This window comes from Fluoribacter dumoffii NY 23, assembly GCF_000236165.1.
Taxonomy (GTDB): Bacteria; Pseudomonadota; Gammaproteobacteria; order Legionellales; family Legionellaceae; genus Legionella; species Legionella dumoffii.
The window spans coordinates 19926-44453 of the sequence record NZ_CM001374.1 but is presented as its reverse complement, the minus strand read 5'-3'; the positions used below and the strand labels follow the sequence as shown (position 1 = coordinate 44453).

Below are 24528 nucleotides of genomic sequence, written 5' to 3'. Positions count from 1 at the left end.
TAAAAAAATTATCCCCCAATAAATCGTATTGAATTTTACTTGTTAGACTGTGAGTAAGCCTTATTATATAAGGCATCAATTATTTATAGGCTATATCAAAACTAATCGCATAAAAATTAAATCAATTTGCTTTTGAGGAGCTCATCGTATAAGAAGCATTATGCGATAAAAATACAAGTAACTCATCGTATATTTGATTTGGTTGTGGTAAATTATCTCATAAAAAACTAATCGCATAATTATTTATGGCTAAAAACAGTTACATTGAAAGCTATATTTCCTATCAAAAATCGACTGATAAATCACCTACGACTTTGGCAAATTATCGAAGTGACTTAATTCAATTTGCTATTTGGTTTGAAAAAAACAATGGTGTGGATATGAAATTAGTTAATATTACGCCAACCGATGCGCGCCAGTACAAACAGCATTTGATTGATTCAGGACTCAGACCGCCAACGATTAACCGTCGATTGCTATCACTAAAATATTTTTTGGAATGGGGATGGAGCACAAAGAAAATAAAATACAGATTCCCATTACCAAAGACAGTGAAGCAATCACAATCTATACCTAAGTGGCTAACCAGAACCCAGCAAAACCATTTACTTCGTCACGTAGAGCAATATGGTAGTGTAAGGGATGCTTCCATTGTAAAAATATTGTTGAATACAGGTCTGCGCGTGAGTGAGTTATGTGATATAAAGTGGTCACATATCACCATGAGTGAACGAAAGGGTAAGTTGTTGGTTAATGCTGGAAAAGGATGCAAGTATCGTGAAATCCCATTAAATAAAGATGCACGCATTGCTTTATTTAATTTGGATTATACACTACACGCAGGTAGTGATGCCTTTGTTTTCAAAGGCCAGCGCGGTACGCTAACTCCTCGAGGTATCCAGTTGATGCTCAATAGGTTAAATATGCCAGGTGAACTGAGTGTTATCTCACCCCATCAGTTGAGACATACTTTTTGTAAAAATTTGGTGGATGCAGGCGTAAGCCTTGAAAAAGTGGCAACCCTTGCTGGACATGAGCGTTTAGACACCACAAAATTATACTGCCAACCCTCATTTTCTGATCTCAGTGACGCGGTGGAGCAAATTGGAGAAATTGATTAATGCGCTTGATGGATGTACTGCCAGACAACGAAGTCAACCGTTATAATCGCCCACCTGCATTGAATAGTGATTCACGGAAAAAATATTTCAAAGTAGATCAGATCATTCAAGAGGCCATTAAAAAACAGGCAAAAAACGTAGAGAGTAAAATAGGTTTATTGCTTCAATACGGTTATTTTAAGGCTAGTGGACGATTTTTTACGAGTAAATCATTTAAATTGAGTGATATAAAATACGTTTCAAAAGTACTTGGCGTCACTACACCAGCCGATTTTTTGGAGCAGTATCTTGATCGTACACGCCAAAATCATCGTATACTCATTCTTGATATTTGTGGCTACATTGAATTCACCAGTGCGATTGAATTTTTTGATGAAGTCGCAGGTGATATGGTCGAAAAGCAAATGCACCCACGGAAAATGTTTTATGTTCTTATTGAGCAACTGCGCCAAAAAAAGATCGAACTACCAAGCTACGACAAAATTTCCAGGACCATCACAGAGAAATTTCATGGATTTGAAAAAAATATCATCCAAAAAATGACTGAAACAATTAGCAAGGAGCAAGCAGAGGCTTTAGAGCAACTGACGGAACTTCCTGAGAAACATTATGAACGGTCGTTATTAACTCGGTTAAAGGTAATTAACCAATCATTAAAGCCTGGCAAAATAAAAAGCGGAATTCGTAATTTTCTAATCATTAAGAATCTTCATAAAGAGGTAAGTCCCCTTATCAAAAAATTAGAGCTATCAGCAGAGGCAACTAAATACTATGCTCAGTGGGTAATCAAAGCAAAAACCACACAGGTTGCAGAGATAACAGAACCCTATAAACGCCATTTATATTTAACGGCTTTTGTTGATCATTGTTACAAGATTTGGCAAGACACGTTAGTAGACATACTATTAAAATGTGTTCAACAACAGCTGAATAAAGCACAGCAAGCGGTCAGTAAAATGATAATGGAAAAGATGCCAGAGAAAAATCAGCTGACTGTCTCAGTATTGTCTGGGCTTGATGACTCACAAAGCACCGTTAATGCAGTTCAGGGTGTTTTATATAATAAAGAATTGAGTAGTGAGGATAAGATTTTAAAGCTCTATACCATCGTTCCAAGTCCTAAAAACGATACCCCGTTAAGTAAGGCAGAGCTTGATGCAAAGAAACTTAAACGCCAGCTCGATGCAGAGCAAACCCGATGTGATGAATTTGATGCGTTGAGTAATTTATCCAGAAAATTGCAGAATCGCGTGGCTGATATTGTGAAATACCTGGAGTTTGAAGTATGTAAAGGAGCAGAAGATCTTTATTCGGCAATTTTGCATTACCAGTCAGTAAAGAGCATCACATCAACAGCACCCGATGCGTTTTTGGATGATCTTGAATATGCAGCTATTCATAGAGATGAACAATTTAATGTGTCGCTTTATAAGGCGATACTTTTTTGCAAAATTGCTACTGCAATTAAATGTGGTCAAATAAGCCTTATCCATTCTTATCGATACCTTTCTATAGATGCTTATTTAATACCAGAACCCTATTGGGACGAACATAAAGCACATCTTTTAGAGAAACTTGGATTAACACAATTTATTGATATTGAGCAGGTTTTACTCCTATTGCGAGGCATTTTAGATAAACAGTTTATTGATGTAAATCAAAGAATAGTTGAAGGAACAAATCCATACACTACCATTCAAAAAGACGGTGGCTTTTCTGTTCATACACCTGCTGTTGATAAGCCCGATTACAATTCAATTTCAATGATTATTGGCAGTGACCGGTATGTTCCAATTTTGCAAATGATGTCTGAAATGAATGCGCTAACCACATTTACTTCTAATTTTAAGCATCACAAAATTAAAGGATCAGCAGGTGCGCCCAATAACGAGATTTTTTATGCGGGACTTTTTAGTTTGGCAAGCAATATAGGCTTGCATAAACTGGCTAATACCGCCATCGGAATTAACTATAATACGTTGTCCAATACCGTTAATTGGTATTTTTCATTAGAGAACCTACATGCTGTAAATCAGTCACTCACTGATTTGATGGGAAAGCTGTGGCTACCTGAACAATTCAAACGAGAGAAAGAATTACTGCATACCTCTAGTGATGGAAAAAAGCAGTGTGTCTCTGCTGAGTCGTTAAATGCGAATGAGTCTTTTAAATATTTTGGTAATGGTAAAGGTTCAAGTGTATACCGCTTTATCGATGAGCGAGGGATCTTATTTTACTCGACTGTATTTAGCAGCTCAGAGCGAGATGCGGCCTATGTCCTTGATGGACTTCTTCATAATGATGCCATTGCAAGCACCATGCATTCTACCGATACCCATGGCTATACAGAAATGGTTTTTGCAGTATCTCATTTAATTGATGTAACCTTTGCCCCTCGAATAAAAGACCTTTCCGGACAAAATTTAGTTAGCTTCCGTAGAATGAAAACAGAGTTAACTAATAAAGGTTATCCGATTAAACCCGCCTATTATGTTAACGAGCATAAGATTAAACGGAATTGGGACACTATATTACGGCTTATTGCCACCATTAAATTACGTGAACATCGCGCTTCTACGATACTTAAACGAATGGGTGAATATTCTAATCAGCACCCATTGCAAGAAGCGCTAAAAGAATTTGGCCGTATTATCAAATCAATTTTTATGTTGAAATATTTTGATGATGTGGCATTACGACAAACTATAGAAAAACAATTAAATAAAGGCGAATTGGCTAACAAATTTTCTGGGGCAATCTCATTTGCAGATCCAAATCTTCTAGAAGCACACAGTGAGGATCAAGAAATTTCAGTCATGTGCAGAACAATCATTCAAAATATTATTATTTTATGGAATTATATTGAATTAACTCGGATTATCATGAAATCAGAGCCTGATGAAAGAGAGTCATTACTCGAAAACATAGTGAGCGCATCGATATTAACCTGGCAACATGTCAATTTACACGGGACTTATGATTTCAGTAATTTATTAAGTGTAAATGACTCAGAATATTCATTGGATGAGGTGGTTAATTTCAGGGCTGCCTAAGTAAGGGAGTGCGCCACAGTTGATTAAATTTAGTCAACTATGTCTGTATTTAGATCTAGAGCGGGATTTGAATTTGTTAATTAAATTCAATAAATCTAATCGCATAATTAAATATATACGATTAGACTGGCTCTTTATTAATTGATGCCTGAATTGTAATTCAAATTATACGATCAGAATTTCATAGCCGATTATTCTATAAAACCCTTATTTTATATAAGGATAATTATATTTATCAGATTAAAATAAGTGGAAATTTATTGTAGATAATTTTTTTGATTTAAGCTGGCTTGCTTAAATTAAGTACTATTTTGGATGGTCTAATTCGCATTTGCCTCGTTTCTGTAATTTAACCCCATATTACAAGATCTGGGGCGAGATTTAAATTCCATGACGGATAGGCTTTCATCGATGACAAAAAAAATTACACAAGCCAGCAGTGATATCGTTACAATGGTTGGAACGGTGCTCACTTCTGCTAATAAACAAGCAAAAGAAATTAGTTCCCAAGCATCTGCGATTAATCAAATCAGTGCTTCATTGGAAGAAATAGACAATAGCTCCAAAAAAACTATGGCTAAAGCTCAAGTTTTACGAGAAGTGGCTCAAAATACCTATGAACAGGGAAAGCTTGGTGCTCATTCTGTAGAACAAAGCATTCTGGGCATTAGGGCTTCAGAAGAAAAGATGAAGCTTATTGCGCAAACTATTCTTGATTTAAGTAACCACATGAAACAAATCGGTGAAATTACTGTAGTAGTAAATACGCTTGCCCAACAATCCAAGATGTTAGCATTGAATGCCTCAATTGAAGCATCAAAAGCAGGAGAATCTGGTAAAGGTTTTGCCGCAGTGGCAACTGAAGTAAGAAACCTAGCAGAGCAATCAGAACAGTCCACGGTGCAGGTGCAAAAAATTCTTGAGGACATACGACGTAGCACTGAAAAAGCGGTTATCGTCACCGAGGAAGGAGCTAACACTCTTGATTCAGGAATTAAGCTTATTGAGAAAGCAGGCGACGTTATTCATGCGCTAAGTAAAATGATCAATGAAGCATCCATTTCAAGCCAACACATTGAGGTATCTATTAGGCAAGAAGCAGTTGGAATTGAGCAAATCGTTGAAAGTATGAATGAAATTAATCGTGTTACCGCAACTTTTTCTACTGGCATAGAAGAGATGATGACATTTATTCATCATTTAGATGATATTGTTAAACATCTAAAAGAGGATATCAGTCTTTATAAAGTTTAAAAGGTTTCATTAAATTAATTCATTGCAGAGCATTATTTTTAATGCGGTTATATATCTACAGATGCTTTTTAAAAGATACATCGACTTATTGCTATTCCATTACTCCATCAATGAATTATGTTTTAGTTCAATAATTAATTATTTTTAGTGATCACTGGATTTTTATATGCCTGATGATATTCATTCAATTGTTCCATGTTTTTGAGTAAATTAGGAGGACATCGATAAGCCTTAGCATAAATAGCATGTATACTAATGTCGGTTATATGACCAGGTTGAGAGCGGTACCTTTCTATTGATGTATGATGCTCTTCAAATACAACCAGGTTGGCTCCTAATTTTGCTCCTTCATTTTTAAGAAAATTTAGGTCATCGGTTTTTAGATTTTTTTCTAAACCAAGCGTGAATTGAAGTTTTTTTCCATGCACATCGCTATTAGATATTTTCCCTAAAAACTCACATGAGTTGGCCATTTTAGTACTTCGATTATAGATAATCATCACCTTTTTCGCATTTGGTTCTAATGATCTAGGAACACAGCCTACAATTAATTGTAGGGTTAATATAATTGAAAAAAATATTCCCTTCATCATAAAATATCCTTTTATTAATTGTATATGTGAGCCGAATATTAAATCATAATGCATTAACAATTAAACAAACAGTATCTATGTTCTAATTATCGGCACCAATACGACACCATACGTAGACAATTGCACACCAAGAAAGACATCTTGTGTATTTTGGAAAACAGGCGATAGTCCAGAATCAACATGGTTTTTCTTAGTCTTTTATAGTATTTCATGAAATTATCAAAACCTTTGGTAACGGGTTCAATTTTCCCGCGTCTTCACCATAACTTATTGATTTGTATCAAAGGGCTTATTCTTCAGTTAAATCGGCGTTCTGTTTCTTGGCGAACAGTATCTATTTTAATTCAAAATCCTATGTTTGATTCACAAGTCGTATCAATTTTAGTGAAGGAAGCAATTATCTTCATTAAAACTGATTAATCTGAAAAAACTAGGAATAGGGAAGGAGCCACGCCCAAATAACATTTTAATAGGTCTGATTAATCGTATAATCAGACCTAATACCGTTGCCTGTGACGCGGATTCAACTCGCTAATGCAACCACTATTTAACTAGTTGTCAGCGGCAAAAATAACATATTAGGAGTTTTAAAGCCTAGTGTTTTTCTAGGTCTTTTATTGTCTTCAATTATCGGCTTCGTGTTGCCTGATTGAATTGTGAACACAAATAATCTTTTTTAATATCCTTCTTTTTACAGGGTACAATCTGTATACTGCAACGCTTTTGTATAAATTAAGGTTGTATCAATGGAAAAAAGCGAGGCTATTGCATGGTTTGGAAGTCAAAGAAAGCTTGCTGAATTTCTAGGAGTCGCTCAGTCTAATGTGTCCGCGTGGAAAAAGGTACCCAAACACCATCAGAGGACGATTGAGGCGCATACCAAAGGGGTTTAGTTGCTTCCGTAGAAAGGACAAAAATGACGCGATACATGTGTACTATTGAAAAGTTTTATATGGATATGCTCAGAGCAGATGCTGAATCCTTAGCCGTTCCCGTTGTAGAGGTATTGCGTAGAGCCATTAAAAATTACCACAATGAAGTTTCTGGAAAAAACTTATAGTATACATTTATTTCGCACATATAATGTCTCCACTAACAATGAAATTTTTCTTGCCTCTTTCCATAAGTTTCTTCAATGGCTTTTTCAATATAATGGAGCAGATATCCTCTTCCGGTCATGAATCGAAGCAGTTTTCGATAATCTATAGGATTACGGGCTTGGGGAGCAATGGAACAGCCAACCGACTTAAGGCTTTTCTGTTGTTCTTAATGGCCTTAACTCACCACGTTTTACCTCATCTGGCATGGCAAAGGAATATCGTCCGAGCATATTAATATGACCATATCCATATGCGGACAGTCTGGCTACATCTTCATCGTATACGGGGAAGCCTTCTTGTCGTAATTGATTAATGGCAGCATCCATGTAAATAGTGTTCCAAAGTGTAATGATATTTAAAACCAGTCCAAGGGCACCTAACTGATCTTCTTGCCCTGCACGATACCGCTGATGAAGTTCTCCTCGCTTACCATGAAAAACAGAACGACCTAAACTGTGTCTGCCTTCGCCCAAATTTAGTTGTACCAAAGTCTGACGACGGAATGACTCATCATGAAGATAATTGAGCATGTGGATAGTTTTGTCAATTCGCCCAATTTCGGCAATTGCTTTGGCTAAACGAGTTGGTTTATCAGCAACTTGAAGAGTGCGCATAATGCCTTCTGCGGGAACTCTCCCGAGTTTTAATGAAGCCAATAAACGTAAAATATCATCCCACTCAGGAGGAACAAGATTTATATTTATACGACTTTTTGCAAGTACATTGAGCTTTCCATAATCAGCCAACGGATCAATCCGCCAGAATCTAGCACCACCCATATCAGCCAATCGCGGACTGAAACGAAGTCCCAACAAACGAAACAGTCCAAATACAATATCACTGTATGCGCCTGCATCTGTCATGATCCGCGTTGGCTGTAATTCCGTCTGTTGCTCAAGAACAACGCCTAACAATATTAGGCTATCACGTAAAGTGCCAGGTACTGTTACAGCATTTAAGCCAGTTCGTTGATTAGAGATTAGATTGTACCAAGTGACACCACGACCTGATTTAAAATATTTTGGATTTGGAGCAGCGTGCACTGTTCTAACCGGTACAACGAAGCGCATGCCATCAGCCGATGCAATATCGCCTCCGCCCCATTTCTTAGCTAATGGAATTTGATTTTGAGCAGAAACTAAAATGGCATTGACCGCCATTATCGTTTCATTTCGAATATAATTTTGATCAACCCATACCAATCTATCTCTTTTTAAAGCAGGTATGTCCTCACGAACAAACGGTTCTCGTCCAGTATTGCAAGCGTCTGCTAGCAATTCAGCACATAAACTGATTAATAGATCCTCAGCACGCGCACTTCCTTCATTGATGTGGGTAAATCCATCCGCAAATCCAGTACGTGTGGCTATCTCAAGTACCATCTCGGGTAAATCGACACGTGGTAATTTGGCTTTTACAGCAGCTCTCAATGCTTTTAATGATGGAGGCTCATCAAGTGCATCAAGCTGAGTTAGAATCAGCTCCTCATTACCCTTAACTGTTTCAAATCGAACAGCAGGGTTATTATCAATATTTGCAGCAACTAACCGATACACTTGATGTAGTTCATCTGTAAGGCTTGTTATGGCTAACATTGGGTCAATTGTTAAATTTAATGAGCGGCAAATCATAGGACGTATTGCCTCCCACTCTGAGCCAGAATAAAGATTGGCTCTTGGATCAGCATACCGCCAACTCGGACTTATGAACACATCCCTATGTTTCAGTGCCGATTGCAATTTATCAAGAACACAAAATATATATGCTGTTCGGTCAATTGTAGTTCTATTGCTATCCCGGCCAGTTATTGATGTTATTAATGCAAGCTCTTTATTATTTGCGTTTTTTTGAACTTCCTTCATGTTTAAAATGGATTTTTTCAATTTCTCAACTTGAGATTGTTTTTTCTCTGGTACAACGATTTCCTTAATTTTTTTATTGATAAGGTCAGCATATAAAAGTTTATCGTTATGCAAAATGATACCATCTTGGGTTTTTACAAGTTTCTTTATGACGCGATAAGTGGGTCGTGGTTCGTCTTGTGGCCAATTGATAACGCTACATTCATTTTTAATAACAATATTACGTTTCCATGATGTTCCAATAATCTCCATTGGCGGTTCATCCGTTTGTTTTCCCTTTAACCATTCAAGACTGGCAAGAAGAGGTTTTCCCGCTTGATTACTATCAAAATTTATTACTCGAAGGAGCGAAGGTAAAAATTTCTGAACTGTTTTTTCCTTTTGTTCAAGCTCATGATAAAACACATTACTTGGCGGCCTGATTAAGGCAGTGGCATTTTCAACTGCAGATACAAGCGCTTCATGACCTACTGTTGTATAAATTGTGTCCCGAATTTCATGATCACATAATTCTGTATTCAGTAGTAATTTACATGCATCGACCAATGTGGCTGTAGCTTGATCGAGATCTTTAAGAGTTCGCAGTCGTGTATTTTTATTTTCTTGCTTGGCCTTTGAGAATAAATCACGCAATACCATACTGAGCACGTCCAGAGAATCATCTTGGGAGTCTGACTCAAAATGATTCGCAAAAGCAACGAGCGTCGCCATTTTACGCTCAAACGGCAAGCGGTTGATGGCTGTAATTTTTGCCGTATTAGCAAAGCGTGCAAGTGTTGCTATTTTACAGGCGGGGATGCGGTACAGTGGTAATTCAACACTAATGTTGCGGGCAGACTCAACCCGTTTTAATGCTTGCACAAGAGCTGTGCTACTGATGCTAACCGGACCTTTACGCAGTTTATCAAGCAATGACAGATGTTCGTCATCCTCTACCACCAAGAGGTCATTCAGTTTTTCCTGTTGTGATGCGCTTAAATTTTTAATCAACATTCGCCATAAGCGAGACTCCATCCTGGAGCGAATTTCTGCAACAAAACGCTCAAGAACTGTAATACCTGGTAACAATATTTTGTTGGTCGATAGCCAACCCACTGCATGATCAAAAAGCACTCCAGGTCTGTCAGTACCAGTCCAGCATAGTGCACATAATATGCGACCAAGACGATAACGACTACCTTTTTCAGCAAATTCTATATAGCCATAACGCGCTCGAATTTCAACAGCATGACGCCAACGCTGCTCACTTTTCATGTACATTGATATGCAACTTTCAGGATCATTAACCTTGATTTGAATAGCAACTCGCTCAATTACCACACGAGGAATCTGATTCAAGTCGGAAATAAAAGCTCCAATAAATCGAACTGTTGTCAGCTGTAATGCATAACCTAACCTGCTGAAGTCACCACGCTTGTTTGCAATCCACTCCATATCCTGATCATCGAGGAAAAAAAGGCTATCTACGATATCTGGTGGTAGGTCAGTAGGATATTTAGCGTAATTGTCACATTGTACTGGGGAGAGAAAACTAACAGGCATGTTTATCCAAAATCAATAGGTGTTGTTGCTAAACTTAGAAGTTTTGCAACGGAATTTGAATGCCTTTATTTAAAGGTTTAAATTCGTTGCAAAAATCAGATGCAAAAGTCTATTGTTTTGCGATATGATTTGCAAATAAAATATTAGGGATTAGTTATGAAAATTGGGTATGCTCGCGTTTCAACCACGGATCAAAATTTAGAGTTGCAATTAGTTGCACTAAAAGAAGCTGGTTGTAAACGTATCTATCAGGAAAAAATTTCTGGTGCAAAAAGAGATCGTCCAGAATTACAACGATTACTTGATCAGCTTCGACCTGAAGATGTAGTCGTTGTTTGGAAATTGGATAGATTGGCGCGTTCAACCCAGCATTTATTAGAATTAATAGACTGCATAAGAACAACAGAGGCTTCCTTTTGTTCGCTTTCCGAGCCTTGGGCAGATACCACTTCTCATGCCGGTAAAATGATCATGACCGTATTCGCAGGTATTGCAGAATTTGAGCGTGACTTAATTCGTGAACGTACTGGTGCGGGTCGCGCAGCTGCAAAGCAACGTGGAGTTCGTTTTGGACGACCTGAAAAAATGAATAAAGAACAAAAGTCATTGGCCAAGCGGCTTTTGCAAGAAGATAAATCGGTAAGTGAGATTGCAAAAACGTTTAATGTCCATAAAGCAACAATTTATCGTTTACAACAAGAATAATTCACTACAGATCCCCAATCCTATGGTATTCTTAATATTAAGAATTATTTATTAATGATAACATCTGGTATGGTTTGAGTTAATTTTTATGGATAAAGAATGATCAATATAAAATATGGATTTGGAAAAGAAGTATTGTATTCATTTGATGATGCAATTAAAAAAGTTACTGAAGAACTGCAAAAAGAGGGATTTGGAGTTCTTACAAATATAGATGTGTCAGCAACTTTGAAAAAAAAATTAAATAAAGATATGCCTCCCTATCAAATTCTTGGTGCATGCAATCCGCAATTTGCCCATCATGCTTTAGAAAAGGAGCCATCTATAGGTTTGCTTCTACCATGTAATGTGGTTGTACGCCAGGATGATATAGGCAAAGTGCATATTGAATTTATGGATCCAAAATCAGTATTAGAATTGGTCGGCAATCCTGAGATCAATCTGGTCGCTGGAGAAGTAAGACAAAAACTGGAGAGAGTATTAAGCGCATTGTAATGCGCTCATCTACAGTTAAGATTTTAACATGCGAAGACCACTTGCAATAACAATAAGCTCACTTATTTCATGGGCTAAAACTGCTATTGGCAACGTAAAATAGCCAGTTACCGCCCCGACAATAAGAGAGCTAATAACAATTATAGATAGTCCTAAATTTTGTAAAATTATATTCCAGGTTCGATGACTAAACTCGATGAGATAAGGTAATTTTAATAAATTATCACCCATTAATGCTACATCCGCAGTTTCTAATGCAACATCGGTTCCAGCGGCGCCCATTGCAACTCCTACATGTGCTGCTGCAAGTGCTGGAGCATCATTTACTCCATCGCCAACCATCATTACCTTACCGTAACGTCTTTCCAGTTCCTCAATTTTTCGTGTCTTATCTTCTGGTGATAAATCAGAGAATACTTCATCTACACCTGCTTGAACTCCAATTGACGCGGCAGTTATCGAGTTATCTCCAGTGAGCATAACAACACGCTCAATACCCATCAATTTTAGGGACGATACCATCTGCCTTGCTGTAGATCTTAGAGGATCAGTAATTGCAATTAAACCGAGAATTTCCTTATCTGTTCCTACTAATACGACAGTCTTTCCAACGGTCTGTAATTTATTTATTTCTTGAATTACAGTTTCTACCAATAGACCCATATCAATAAATAATTTTGGATTGCCAATATAAAATTGTTCTCCATTTATAAAACCCTGAACCCCTGAACCAGTCAATGACTTAAAATGTTCAACAGGTTTATATGCAACACTTTCTGCCTTTGCTTGTTGTAAAATGGCATGTGCCAGTGGATGCTGGGAACGCGATTCAAGGGTGGCAGCTACATTTAATATTTGGTTCTGAGTATAATTATTTAACGAAATGATATCGGTGACCTTGGGTTGTCCTTGTGTTAAGGTTCCTGTTTTATCAAGCGCAATAACCTTTATTTGAACCAATTTTTCTAAATATATCCCACCCTTAAGTAATATTCCGTTTCGACTGGCTGTACCAAGAGCAGCTACAAGGGTAATTGGGATAGAAATTACTAAAGCACATGGTGCAGCTGCAACAATAAACACCGTTGCACGTAGCACCCATTCTTGCCAATGCAGCCCAAATAGAGGAGGTAGGGTAGCTATTAGTACCCCTGCTAAAAGAACGAATGGACTGTAGAGATTGCCAAAACGCTCTATAAATCGTTGACTGCGACCTTTTTTATCCTGTGCTTTTTCAACAAGAAAAATAATACGAGATAACGTGTTCTCAGCAAATTTTTTGGTAGCGCGAATAGTAAGAGTCCCCTCGCCGTTAATAGTTGCAGAAAATACTTTATTTCCCACAAATTTCTCAACAGGAATTGATTCACCCGTGATAGGCGCTTGGTTTACACTAGAATGTCCAGATATGACCTCTCCATCTGTAGCGATGCTTTCACCAGGACGAACAATAAACTCATCTCCAATTTGAATGTCTTCTAAAGGTATTAGGAACTCGCTATTATTACGTCGGACTAATGCGGATTTTGGGGCAAGTTCCATCAATACTCTGATAGCATGTCGCGCCCTTTCACCAGCATAACCCTCTGCTGCTTCAGAAATAGAATATAAAAAAACCAGTGTTGCCGATTCTGCCCATTGTCCCATCACACCAGCAACAATAGCAGCGGTAGACATCAAAAACTCAATACCGATTTCATGTTCTTTGAAAAATTCTTCTATAGCTTCCCGTGCGAAATAATATCCACCAATTAACACCGCGCCTATGTAAAACCCGTTAGCAATTATCCTTGGTAGTGTCAAATATGAGCCTACAAAACCAATAGTTAATAATATACCGGCTATTGCTGCCGTAATGACTTTAGGATTATGCCACAGTTTGGGCATTGGTTCTTTGTGAGAAGGACAAGTGGAGCAGCCCATTTATTTATACCCCTTATTCATAGTTTTCTTCAGAGCCGTAATGTTAAAGCGTCATTGTTACCTAAAAATAAAGGTTTTTAAAGAATTCATCATAGATATTGAATAAAACAATAAAACTATTTGTTCTATTATAGGTAATTTGAAAACTTAATTACTAATGATGAAAAAAATTGGTTATCTATCTGTATTCAATGAAAATACTTGAACAACTTCACAGTTTACAATCCTATAAAATGAAACATACCGAATTATAGATATTAAAAGACCAATATAGTCCTTAAGTCGGTTGGCTGTTCCATTGCTCCCCAAACCCGGATTATTAGAAGGGTCTAGTTGCCCTATTTTACTTCGCACTGCTTTGAGTGTCCTTTCATACTCCAGATTTTGATGATGAGGATCTTGTTCAATGCGCATAAAATCCTTCAAATCGTCTTTGGTAGGCTCGTAGAATAGAGCGCTTGCAGGCAGCTTCACTGTTTCACCGCCAAGCAATTTTAATTTGCACCCATTATGGTTGTATTTGATAAAGTACCCCTTTAAAACATAAGAGTGACAGTCAACAATAACTCTATGATAGGAAGGAAGCTTCCACTCATCGTGTATACGTGTTCTCTTTTCTGCAATTAATGAGATGGTTGTCTTGTGATCAAAATTAAACGATTGTGGCTCAACACAAATACTTTGTTTATCCGATTGGCGAATTCCTTTAATAAGCGCTCCTAATTCGGTGACTAAAAGGATATCTTCTTTTAAAAGTTGGGCATCGAAATAGAGTAAGCTTGAGCCAACAGAAATTTGGGAGGTTAAGCTTTCAAGCTTTCGTTTGGTATAAATTATCTGTTCGATATGACTTTTTAAAATGAAGAGCTCGTAATCGCTGGCATTACCTAAACGGGCAACTTCCTCTTGCAAAATAAAGAGCATTTTTATTGAATGAGAAGACATAATACGTGTAAACCTATTTGTGTTAATCCATCTTAAATTACTTCTTGGCTAATTAATTGAAGAAAATAATTGAAATGCGGATATTCTCTACAATACAAATCCAATTGCTTTTCGCATGTTGCATTAACCATGCACCGTACATCTGGAATAAAATCCATTAATGTGGTTACGATGACATGATCAGGCGCATTTCTTTCCATCAGCTGTTTGGCTTGAGCATCAATTAATCGAATCAATTCTTTATCATGGTCTGAGAGCGTCAATGACTTCATAAAACATTTAAAAACGATTGTTAAAAGAATTAAAGCTGGAATAGGATGAGTGACTTCGACCGTAATCATTATTCCAACTTGATGAACTAGAACCTAAGGTATTTCCCGAACTATCAAAAGCGCCTCTCATAGGAAGACCTGTGGCCGGGTTAATTCGGGTGTCATCTTTTCTGCATGGATTAAAATGAGATGATTCTTCATCTTTTGAATCAAGATTGTTGGAAATCCAGATAAAGGGTTTGAACACCAGTTTAATCCATTTCATGATGCATCCTTAATGTGTTGTTATTCCATCGGTTCGGTTTCGAGAACACTTTGTTCTTCCTGAATTGGTTCTAAATGAAATAATTCTCTATCGGCATTTCGTTTAATGTAGTGTTTCATTTGTTGGTACAAATCAAACAACGTCCCTTCTTGATTGGCTTTATCAATGAAATAGGAACCAATGAGAATTTTACGACGTGTATCACGCTTTCGCTCCCGGGCTTTTTCAAGTGATTCCAGTTTTTGAATTTGCGCTCTGAGTTGTTCTTGTTTTTTCTTTAAGGCATCCAGCCGCGATTGTTTTTCGCTCATTTTATTATCGGTTCATAGTCGTCCTAGTACTCAGATTTTACGATGTTTCATATAAATATCAAGAGGATAATAAATAATAAAAATTAACATTGGAGCGAAGCGACCCGAATGCCGCACTGGCGACAGAAGTGCGCGCTTATACGTTGCGTTGCAACGTGCGCTTTGGTATTCTGAAATTCATCAAGGGAGCAAAACAAGAATTAAAATCACCAAAATGGTATAGGGACATGGCCATCTATCGTTTCAGCGCGCAAATCATTTCACGCTCTCAAGGGCGCAGTATTGTTGCGGCATCAGCCTATCGTTCTGGTGAAGAACTTGTTGATGAACGCACTGGCGTAATTCATGATTTCACCGATAAAAGCGAAGTGGTTCATAAAGAGATTTTCGTACCTCCCAACGCGCCAGAATGGATGAATAACCGCTCCGATTTATGGAATGCAGTGGAACTTTCGGAAAAACGCAAAGATGCACAACTTGCCCGTGAAGTACAACTCGCCCTTCCCCGTGAATTGAGCATGGAGCAAAACATCGAATTGGTGCGTGAGTTTGTCAGAAATGAATTTGTAGCACGTGGCATGGTTGCCGATGTATGCCTGCATAACCCTAAAGGCGCTGATGGCCTCTATCAACCGCATGCGCATGTTCTTTTAAGTTTAAGACAAGCGCATGAAGATGGCTTTGGACTTAAAGAACGAAGTTGGAACGATAATGCCTTATTAGAACATTGGCGAGAAGAATGGGCGAATTGTGAAAATCGTCATTTGGCTTTGCATGGTATTGACCAAAAGGTAGACCATCGCAGCTATAAAGAACAAGGCATTGCCTTAGAGCCCCAATATAAAATTGGACCCAAGGATGCGCAAACGCGTATGGCGCGGCTTGCAGACCACCAACGCATTGCTCGTGAAAATGGGCAATTAATTTTTGAGCAGCCTGAAATCGCCTTGGATGCCATTACTCGATGCCAATCGACTTTTACCCATCAGGATTTGGCGCGTTTCATTAACCGGCATACGGAAAATGCAGCGCAATTTAACCGGGTGTTTGAACGGGTTAAATCATCATCTGAGTTGGTTTATGTAGGCCTGGATAAAGATGGAAAACAACGATTCTCAACACAGAATATGTTGCACATAGAATCCTCAATGATGCACCAATCCGATGTGCTTCATCATCGTTTAGGCCATGAAGTAAGCGAGAAGTCGATTATGCTTGCGCAATCAAGCCGAACGCTTTCAGAAGAGCAAGAGTCAGCGCTTCGTTATTTAACCCAGAGAGGTGATTTAAAATCACTTTTAGGTTATGCCGGAACAGGAAAAAGCTATCTCTTGGGTGCTGCGCGCGAAACCTGGGAGCAATCAGGATACCGGGTGCACGGAGCGGCTTTATCGGGGATTGCCGCACTTAATTTAAGGGACAGCTCAGGTATTGAATCACGTACCATTGCCAGCCTCTTCTATCGTCTGGATAAGGGCATGTTTCATTTCACGTCACGTGATATTTTAGTAGTGGATGAAGCAGGAATGTTGGGCTCTCGTACCATGGAGCGTTTGACACGCGAGGTCGAACAAGCAGGTGCAAAACTGGTATTGGTGGGCGACTGGCAGCAACTGCAGGCCATTGAAGCCGGCGCATCGTTTCGAGCGATTGCAGAAAATTACCAGTACGTTGAACTCAATCAAATCCGAAGACAAACAACCCCTTGGCAAGTGGATGCTTCCTTGGATTTAGCCCAAGGCGCAGTGGGTAAAGCCCTTCTCGCTTATGATGCTCATGACCATGTTCATCGTTTCGGAACTACAGATGATGCAAAACACGCTCTGATTGAGCAATGGAACGATGTGCGCATTGCAAGCCCCTCAGATTCTCAAATCATTCTTGCCTACACCCGCAAGGATGTGAAAGAACTCAATGAGATGGCGCGTGTGATGAAACGAAAAGACGGACAACTTGGTGAGGATGTTGTTTTCAATATGGAGCGCGGGGAGCGCGCCTTTGCAGTGAATGACCGCGTGTACTTCTTAAAACGAGAAAACAGTCTTTCAGTGATTAATGGCACCTTAGGTACCATTCAAGGCATTGATGCCAAATCGGGTCTCATCACCGTCGCTCTTGACCGTGATGATTTAAATTCAAAGCCACAAATCGTTCAGGTAAACACCAATTACTACAAACACATGGAGCATGGCTATGCGGCTACTGTGTATAAAGCACAAGGGGTGACCGTTGACCGAGCGTATGTCTTACCTACAGCGCATTATGATGCCCATTCAACCTACGTGGCGATGACACGCCATCGTAGAAGCTGTGATGTCTTTGTCAGTCGCGAAGTTTTTGCCCATGATAAAGAGCTCATTCACGCCCTGAGTAGAAATCGCGCGAAAGATGTGACATTAGATTACACCCACATGCAGGGAGAATTTGCGCGACAGCGCGGGCTTGTTATGGATAAGTCCCCTGCCCTTTCCATTTCATCTGAGCGCATCAAAACATCAGAGCGTTCTCTTGAATCCTTGATGAATCAGGTGATGGGCAGAGACGTGCAAAAAGAGCAACAAAAGCTTGATGCGTTTGAGCAGCAGTTTATGCAAGAAAACCCAAGCCAAGTCCTGCATATTGCCGATAGTTTATTATCCATTGCTGAGCGTCAAGCCAAATCATTAGCACGTTCTTTTGAGCCTTACAGTAAGGCTTTGGCACAAAATCGACTCACTTCAGAGCAACAAGATAAATTAGTCCGTTTAATGGGGCAATTACCGGGTGATTCTCAGTTAATGAATGCATTTAAAAAGGATTATCCTGAGTTTGCAAAGCAAGCAGAGCACTTCATAAAAAGGAATGAGCAGGAAGTGCACCGGATAAGAATCATTGATAAAGAATTAGACATATAAGGGTGAGCCATGTTGGATAGAGAAGAGGACGAAGTAACATTAACCAATAAGGTAACGAATGAGTATCCAAAAGGTGCTGATAAGGAATTTTTTGAAGCAGTGCAAACCCTTAAATCGGTAACTCTTTTGTTAAAAGGGCTTTATGGGCAAATGAATGAAGAACGTGAAGTCATTACCCTGGCGTCCGGCCAAATGGCACATTCTGTGAAGCAATTTGAGCAGCATCTGATTCAATTCGAAGCTTTTGAAAAAGCATGCAAACAAAGTGTGATTGAGCGTATTAAAACCGAATTAAAACAAAATATCCGCGAGAGCGCTCAAACAATAGCCCAAGAAGTGGCTGATTTTGCTTATGAACCCATTAATCACAGCATGAATTCGTTGTGTCAATTGAGTAAAGAACTAACGGGGTACCAAGCACGACAAAAAAGCTCAAGACGAGGGAGCCCGGCCTTATTGCTATCTGCGGCATTATTAGGAGGTGTTGTCAGCGGTTTTACGCTTCATTATTTAACAGCGCCATCCAAAGAGATGAAAGTGAAGTTGGCCGCAGGAGAAGCTTTAATGCGCTCATGGAACAAATTAACTAAAGCCGAGCAAGAAAAGATATTCCCATCCAAAAGCTGAATCAGGCTTCTGATTTTTCCGCATATCCAAGCGAAACTGGTAATGAATCAATGGTGCCAGCGGAAACTTGCTTGGATGCAAAATCTACAAAGACTCAAGATTAAGTTCCTCGATGCATAGATGTTCTGCATTTATTTTGTTCTTGTTTGGTTGCTTGCTCCCCACATGACCATCGGTACCCGATTCCCAATCCTCATCAATTGATGTTAATTGAGAGAAATTAAAGGTTGTGGGCATATTGCGCTCAATAAAACCATTGGTTTTTATTGTCCGAAAGCCTAAATCAAGTGTTAACTGGGTAATGGGATAGTGTCCTGGCAAACGGACAAAGCAGTGCAAATCTTTAAGCTCCATAATTTGCGGATAGGAAACTATGGGGCGTGTAACTCGTTGTGCGCCTAACGAAATCCCATCTCGAATACTGTTGGCGCCATAGGAATAATTTTCCCGTGATTCCTCGATTTCTTCTTCACCAAGTTCCGAGGCCACAAGACGCGCCATATCGCTACTCGGACTACGAAAGAAAAAGCGGGTATTTAATAAATCAAAAATTTCTCTGCCTCCTGCCTGACCATAGACTTTGGTAAGCTGTGAAAAGCTTTGCATGCCAAGAAGAAAGCAACCGCCAAACTTGCGTACCTCGGCAATCGTTTCACCAAGCAGAGGCAATTTATGAAGGCTTGGCAACTCATCACAGATAAACCAAATACGTCTGTTTCTATCAGGCGCTAGGCTCAAAAGAGCCAAAGAGGCTTGGGCTAACCACATAGAAATTAAAGGTTTGAGTGACTTATGCGTTTCACCATTGGATGAAATAAAAAGCCACCCTTTTTGTTGCTCATCAAGAATGTAGTCCCGAATAGAGAAAGGGGGTTTTCCCTCCTGATTCAGATCCGCTAATGCCGAAAATGATTTCAAATAGGAGGTAAGCGTTGCACGAATAGAAATAGCCGTTTTCTCAATTTTACTACTGACAAGGGTTGCTGCGGGAGTTCCTTGTAAATACTCTTCCAAATCAGAAAATTCATCGGTTAAAATCAATTTTAATAGTTTTTCAACTGAGCGATCAGAATGATGTCGCATCACGGATCCTAAGCATGAAAAAACAGTTCGTGAGGCATTAACCCAAAAGGGATCAGATTCTCCGTGCATGGGAATTGAGCTTTCGGCCATATTTTCAAAATCCGAGTCACGAGGTGCCTCTAACCACATATCCCAATTGGCACAACGCTTATCGAAGGGATTTAAAATGACATCTGAATCGTCTTGGTAATAATGAGGAATAAACGAACACCCTTTATCGTAGACGATCACCCGATCGCCTCTTTTACGAAGACAATCCATTATTTTCATAATGAGCTGGCTTTTTCCGGTGCCTACAGTTCCATGTACCAGCACATGCTGGACTTCACTGTCTTTGATAAGGGGAAATGTATCAATCGTAATATCAGAATGCGCTTTATCATGAAGAATTTGTTTTTTCACCTCATTTGAATTTTTGAGTTGGCTGCCTCGAACAAATTGACTTTCGCTCTGCTCTTTCCCCCGTTTAATGAAGTAAATGGCAATCCCTAACCCTGACAGAAACGCTACAGCAAATGCACTCAGTGTTGCTCTACCCAATGAATTGATCACGTGCTTAGCATTCTCTGCATAATAAGGATAGTGAAGAATGGCTTCTACTGATTGGTGATACTCTTTACCATGAAACGAAAGAGCAAAGGTGTGTTTTTGTCCTACTAAACTCAAAAAAAGAGCATAGTAATAAGCTATTGCTTGGTGTAGATTCTCCGCGGAGATAACTAACCAGGTGATAATTCCGGTAAGTATTACCCAAAGAAAAAGACAGAGAAACATTAATGTAAGCGTAATTTGATCCCACATACGAACGTTGTGAAAACTAATTATCCCGCCACGTGTGTAATGCTTGAAATTAGGTTGTTTACGCATTGGAAATCTCGTTTTTTTCTTTACGGAAGTAATCGGAAATAGCTTTTGATAGGATACTCACCCCGATTCGGCTGGCCTCCATATTAACAGCAATGCTGGTTGCAATGGCTGCTAGGATCAAACAGGGTATGGCGGAAAAAAATACGACATCCTGTTCAAAGAGCGGAATAAAAAGAAACGCGAACATTCCAAAAATAAAAAAGAATCCTGCGAGAGCCCATTGCGTTTTTTGAACAAGGTAGGTGCCTGTTTGAAGCTTTGGGCTAATTTGGAGTTTGAAAATGATGTAATTTTTAATGAAACCCAGACCAAACAGCGACATCAGCAATGATGAAAAAAACACGCCAAACACCATTTTTGCTCTTAGCAAGGCATGCTCATCAAGGCGTGCCTCTTCATATTTGAGTTCACGTTCTTTCTTGCGCCTAAGAAAACCTTCTTGCCATTTGCGCTCCTTTTCTTTTTGGATCATTTTAAGCTCTTCCTGACTGGCATCAGGAAACTGCTGTCCCAAATCATAAAGACTGGATGAACTGTGTAGCGTAGACTCTTCCCTATTAGCATCTTCCATATTGGATTTTTCCCACCGCTCAGCATGGGGCGCATAGTCCCAGGCATTGATTCGAACGGCAAAAAAACAGGCTGCAGATTGAATCGTCAGGAGCAAAACAAATAAAAAGAACCAGCTTGCAAACAAGCGTTTGTAATACGCTCCTGCGGAAATAATACCTAGATCCAGATGTCTTAGCGTCTCTAAATCCATTGCCAGTGCTTTTTTTAAATCGATTGTCATGTCATTTATCTCCTTCAAATAGCTCTTTTAGAGTGTCTTTCCCTTTATCCACGGCATGTCCTGGGATAACTCCAGTTTTAGCATCATACTTCCCATCGGATTCTTTTTCTTTGTATTTGTTCATTCGATCAGCTTTAGTTTTTAAAATATGATCGGGTGGACTTAGCTCTACAGTATTTTGATGCGTGCTCTGAATATCATTTACTTTTTCATCCACCTGATTCACTAAGTTATTTTTCCTATTATCAGCAATACCAACACTCAATGGTTTGGCGCTATCGGTTAACGCATCATGATTTTTTTGATAATTCGTACCAATGTTATTGCTCTTCTGGTTTAAGGATTGGCTTTCATTCTGATAAAAGGCATCCATTGAAAAAGACGATTCTTTCGGCCTAAATTCAGCGATTAATTGTTCGCGCTTGGTAGTAACAAAGGCACCGGCCAATCCTTCTAACTCTTGTATTGAACTCATATCTCCGGGGCGTGCAAACAATTCATCGCGATGAGAACCACCCACCTTCGATGCAACAAAAGATGGAAACGCTTGATTGAGATCGGCTGTAATTTGCTCCGATTTTGATTCTACATAGTGTTTGGCCTCTGCAATTCGCATAGCGCGAGTATGCGATACATCATAGTTATGGCTTCTATTTTCAGCCTCTCTGATATCAACTCCCATTTGATTAGATAGCGATGCTGCCTCGGAATGACTATCATCAAAATGATGGGTTCTAGCAAATTGGGCCACATATTGGCTTGCTTTATTAAAATCCTCCGCTTCTTGGGCAGAAACCACCTTGTCATAACCCTCATGCGCACGATAGGCATTAGTTGATGCTCGTTCGTATTTAATATGAGCATCCCATCCGCCTTTAATACCAAAGATTTTTCCGGCAATACTTTTTTGAAGATCAACCCCACCTGAAATCCCATGCCCGCCACTGGTCATCGCCGCAAAGGCATCTTCTTTGCTTATGCCGTTACGATGGGCAACATCCTCGGCAATCCGTGACATTTGAGAGAGCGCACTGGAATAGTGAGCTGAATCGGAAGAACTGATTCCATCGCCAAGACGCATATCGTGTCCTGATAATTGAGCCAGTGCTAGTGCGCGATGAGCAAAATTACTTAGGGCGGATTGATACGCTTTACTTTCATTGGCAGCTGTTTGAGTTGATTGCTCATACGCCTGGTTCAATGAGCCTGTTAATGCCTTGGCATCGGCAATATGAATATGACTTTTAGTCATGCCAGGACTGACATCAAAAACAGCCTCGCCGCTGCCGGTCAATGTTTTTAAGACACCACTTTCCAATTGCTCCGTGTGCATACCATGCATATGCGTCCAATTGGAATCATGTTTATTCGCCGAGAAATTATTGGCTGTTGTATTATAGAAGCTGGTTTGACCAAGACCAAAAGAGCCGCTAGCCGCCTCCCCTGCCACTGACATGCTGGAGCCTTGCATATGACTCATCATGCTGGTTGCGAGATTACTGAATGCTCCGCCTAAATTGGAGACTAAACCATGGGATAAAAAAGGAATGAGCATCATCAAATAACCGCAGCTGCCTTCAATATCCGCATGCAATTCATCAATCTTATCAAGATTAACCATGGTAAACTGGCCATATTCAGCCGATGATGAAGCACCATAAATGGTCATGCCTGCATTAAGAATTGCAAAAAGCACCGGCCAAAATTGCAGCGACATGAAAAACTGCATATAGCCATAAAGAATTCGTATCCCGCCTGGCAATGTGGTTAAAGCAATAATTAGGGGAAACACACCAAACAATAATAGAGTGAGGCAGGTGTGAGTAATCGGTAAAATCCACAACGCTTTTTGCCCTAACACTTCCCAACTCCAACGGTGTTGTACCTGGGATTTTGTAAATTGTTGGTTCACAATTCCTGCGGTTGCATCCGTAAACGCTTGATAATGCGCTACACCATCGCTCATCGCATTAATCATCATGCTTTGTAAAAAAATATTACTGGAAGAATCAGTTAACCCCTGGTAATAATCAAAGGCTGATTTAAGATGAGTGCTAAATAACGCTTCATAGGTGGTATTCTTAGGCTTACCAAATAAATTCACCCCAAAAAACGTGTAGGCTTTTTTAATTTCAGCATCCAGTTTTTTGCGCAAACTGTATTGCCCATCAGGTTTTGAAGCCTCCTGGCAAGTCACTAATTTACCATTCACCGAAATCATGCGAAGAGGTGAAGCTTTTGCGGTGATAAGATTCCAAATGTCCGTGGAATGAGCTAAATCACCGACACTGTACTTCCGATTTAACCGAATGTCTCCTACCACACACGCTCGAAAGTACTCATTAATCTCCTCTTTAAGCACTGGGTCTTTAATGCGAAATGAGGTTGAAGCAGAAATCAGGCGTGAACCAAATAATGCACCGGTTTTGGTGTAGTGCAAATCATCAGGCATGGTAAGTAATGCATCGTAGGATTGCGCCAAACCATAGCCAATGGTTGTGACTAAACTGGCGCTTAACGCAAATACCACAGGCACATTATCTACAAGTTTCGGCGTTTGCGAAGAAATGTCATCAATCAGCACGGAGGTTTTGGGCAATAACACCACATTTACAAACAACACATAACCTAAAAACCAGCGTGCAAAAGCCATTGGGTCACGAGTTTTCAGAAAACCAACTGCTGCCATGACTATGCCAATTAAAGCGGTAATGCGTAACAACCCGAAAAAACTGTCCTGCTTCATAAAGGCTGTTATCACATTTAAAACATGCTGGAATAATTCACCACCAGCCAAAACATGAATCGTTATCATGAACCTCT

General features: G+C 39.4%; 18 protein-coding genes and 1 pseudogene. 9 read left to right on the top strand and 10 right to left on the bottom strand.

Annotated elements, in window-relative coordinates:
• Nucleotides 1-245: 245 nt before the first annotated feature.
• The 3 genes and pseudogenes from KYQ_RS18515 to KYQ_RS18505 form a co-directional block, all read left to right on the top strand.
• Entirely contained in the window at nt 246-1121 is an 876-nt protein-coding gene (locus KYQ_RS18515) for a tyrosine-type recombinase/integrase (RefSeq protein WP_019350401.1), read from the top strand.
• Nucleotides 1121-4174 carry a Tn3 family transposase gene (locus KYQ_RS18700; protein ID WP_019350400.1) on the top strand — a complete coding sequence of 1018 codons (3054 nt, stop codon included), beginning with the start codon at nt 1121-1123 and terminating at the stop codon, nt 4172-4174. The genes KYQ_RS18515 and KYQ_RS18700 overlap by 1 nt, the downstream gene beginning before the upstream one ends.
• A gap of 357 nt (nt 4175-4531) precedes the next feature.
• Nucleotides 4532-5428, top strand: a pseudogene (locus tag KYQ_RS18505) (methyl-accepting chemotaxis protein); the annotation flags it as partial.
• 134 nt (nt 5429-5562) lie between these two features.
• Here the strand turns inward: KYQ_RS18505 and KYQ_RS17150 are convergent.
• On the bottom strand, nt 5563-6021 hold the full coding sequence (locus KYQ_RS17150; protein WP_019350398.1) for a DUF4156 domain-containing protein: 459 nt from the start codon (nt 6019-6021) through the stop codon (nt 5563-5565).
• 746 nt (nt 6022-6767) lie between these two features.
• Here KYQ_RS17150 and KYQ_RS18985 point away from each other — a divergent pair.
• Nucleotides 6768-6914, top strand: a complete 147-nt coding sequence (locus KYQ_RS18985; RefSeq protein ID WP_019350396.1) for a Cro/CI family transcriptional regulator — start codon at nt 6768-6770, stop codon at nt 6912-6914.
• A 23-nt stretch (nt 6915-6937) separates the two neighbouring features.
• A complete protein-coding gene (locus tag KYQ_RS19225; protein ID WP_154669252.1) occupies nt 6938-7081 on the top strand; it encodes a hypothetical protein in 144 nt (47 codons plus the stop codon).
• A gap of 186 nt (nt 7082-7267) precedes the next feature.
• Here the strand turns inward: KYQ_RS19225 and KYQ_RS17130 are convergent, their stop codons facing one another.
• A complete protein-coding gene (locus KYQ_RS17130) occupies nt 7268-10525 on the bottom strand; it encodes a Tn3 family transposase (protein WP_012187537.1) in 3258 nt (1085 codons plus the stop codon).
• Between the two features lie 156 nt (nt 10526-10681).
• Here KYQ_RS17130 and KYQ_RS17125 point away from each other — a divergent pair, with 156 nt between their 5' ends.
• Nucleotides 10682-11230: a recombinase family protein gene (locus KYQ_RS17125; RefSeq protein WP_012187538.1), complete on the top strand. Its 549-nt coding sequence runs from the start codon at nt 10682-10684 to the stop codon at nt 11228-11230.
• 99 nt (nt 11231-11329) lie between these two features.
• Nucleotides 11330-11725, top strand: a complete 396-nt coding sequence (locus tag KYQ_RS17120; protein WP_012187539.1) for a DUF302 domain-containing protein — start codon at nt 11330-11332, stop codon at nt 11723-11725.
• A gap of 15 nt (nt 11726-11740) precedes the next feature.
• Here the strand turns inward: KYQ_RS17120 and KYQ_RS17115 are convergent, their stop codons facing one another.
• The 5 genes from KYQ_RS17115 to KYQ_RS18485 form a co-directional block, all read right to left on the bottom strand.
• Nucleotides 11741-13648 (bottom strand): heavy metal translocating P-type ATPase, encoded by a 1908-nt coding sequence (locus KYQ_RS17115; RefSeq protein WP_012187540.1) that lies wholly within the window; start codon nt 13646-13648, stop codon nt 11741-11743.
• Between the two features lie 174 nt (nt 13649-13822).
• Nucleotides 13823-14593 (bottom strand): hypothetical protein, encoded by a 771-nt coding sequence (locus KYQ_RS18495; RefSeq protein WP_019350394.1) that lies wholly within the window; start codon nt 14591-14593, stop codon nt 13823-13825.
• Nucleotides 14594-14625: 32 nt separating this feature from the next.
• Nucleotides 14626-14865 carry a hypothetical protein gene (locus KYQ_RS18490; protein WP_035749195.1) on the bottom strand — a complete coding sequence of 80 codons (240 nt, stop codon included), beginning with the start codon at nt 14863-14865 and terminating at the stop codon, nt 14626-14628.
• A 7-nt stretch (nt 14866-14872) separates the two neighbouring features.
• Nucleotides 14873-15130: a hypothetical protein gene (locus tag KYQ_RS19220; RefSeq protein ID WP_035749192.1), complete on the bottom strand. Its 258-nt coding sequence runs from the start codon at nt 15128-15130 to the stop codon at nt 14873-14875.
• Nucleotides 15131-15150: 20 nt separating this feature from the next.
• Entirely contained in the window at nt 15151-15441 is a 291-nt protein-coding gene (locus tag KYQ_RS18485) for a hypothetical protein (RefSeq protein ID WP_012187532.1), read from the bottom strand.
• A gap of 89 nt (nt 15442-15530) precedes the next feature.
• Here KYQ_RS18485 and traA point away from each other — a divergent pair, with 89 nt between their 5' ends.
• Together traA and KYQ_RS17085 are read left to right on the top strand one after the other, a co-directional pair.
• Nucleotides 15531-18335, top strand: a complete 2805-nt coding sequence (traA, locus tag KYQ_RS17090) for a Ti-type conjugative transfer relaxase TraA (RefSeq protein ID WP_231294689.1) — start codon at nt 15531-15533, stop codon at nt 18333-18335.
• 9 nt (nt 18336-18344) lie between these two features.
• On the top strand, nt 18345-18962 hold the full coding sequence (locus KYQ_RS17085) for a hypothetical protein (RefSeq protein WP_019350392.1): 618 nt from the start codon (nt 18345-18347) through the stop codon (nt 18960-18962).
• Nucleotides 18963-19046: 84 nt separating this feature from the next.
• Here the strand turns inward: KYQ_RS17085 and traD are convergent, their stop codons facing one another.
• The 3 genes from traD to traG are packed head-to-tail and all read right to left on the bottom strand — an operon-like array spanning nt 19047 to nt 24520.
• Complete coding sequence (gene traD / locus KYQ_RS18480) at nt 19047-20912, bottom strand: type IV conjugative transfer system coupling protein TraD (protein WP_081466373.1); 1866 nt, start codon at nt 20910-20912, stop codon at nt 19047-19049.
• A complete protein-coding gene (locus tag KYQ_RS17075) occupies nt 20905-21705 on the bottom strand; it encodes a hypothetical protein (RefSeq protein ID WP_019350390.1) in 801 nt (266 codons plus the stop codon). Before KYQ_RS17075 ends, traD begins: the two co-directional genes overlap by 8 nt.
• Before the next feature lies 1 nt (nt 21706).
• A complete protein-coding gene (gene traG, locus KYQ_RS17070; protein WP_019350389.1) occupies nt 21707-24520 on the bottom strand; it encodes a conjugal transfer mating-pair stabilization protein TraG in 2814 nt (937 codons plus the stop codon).
• Between the last annotated feature and the right edge of the window lie 8 nt (nt 24521-24528).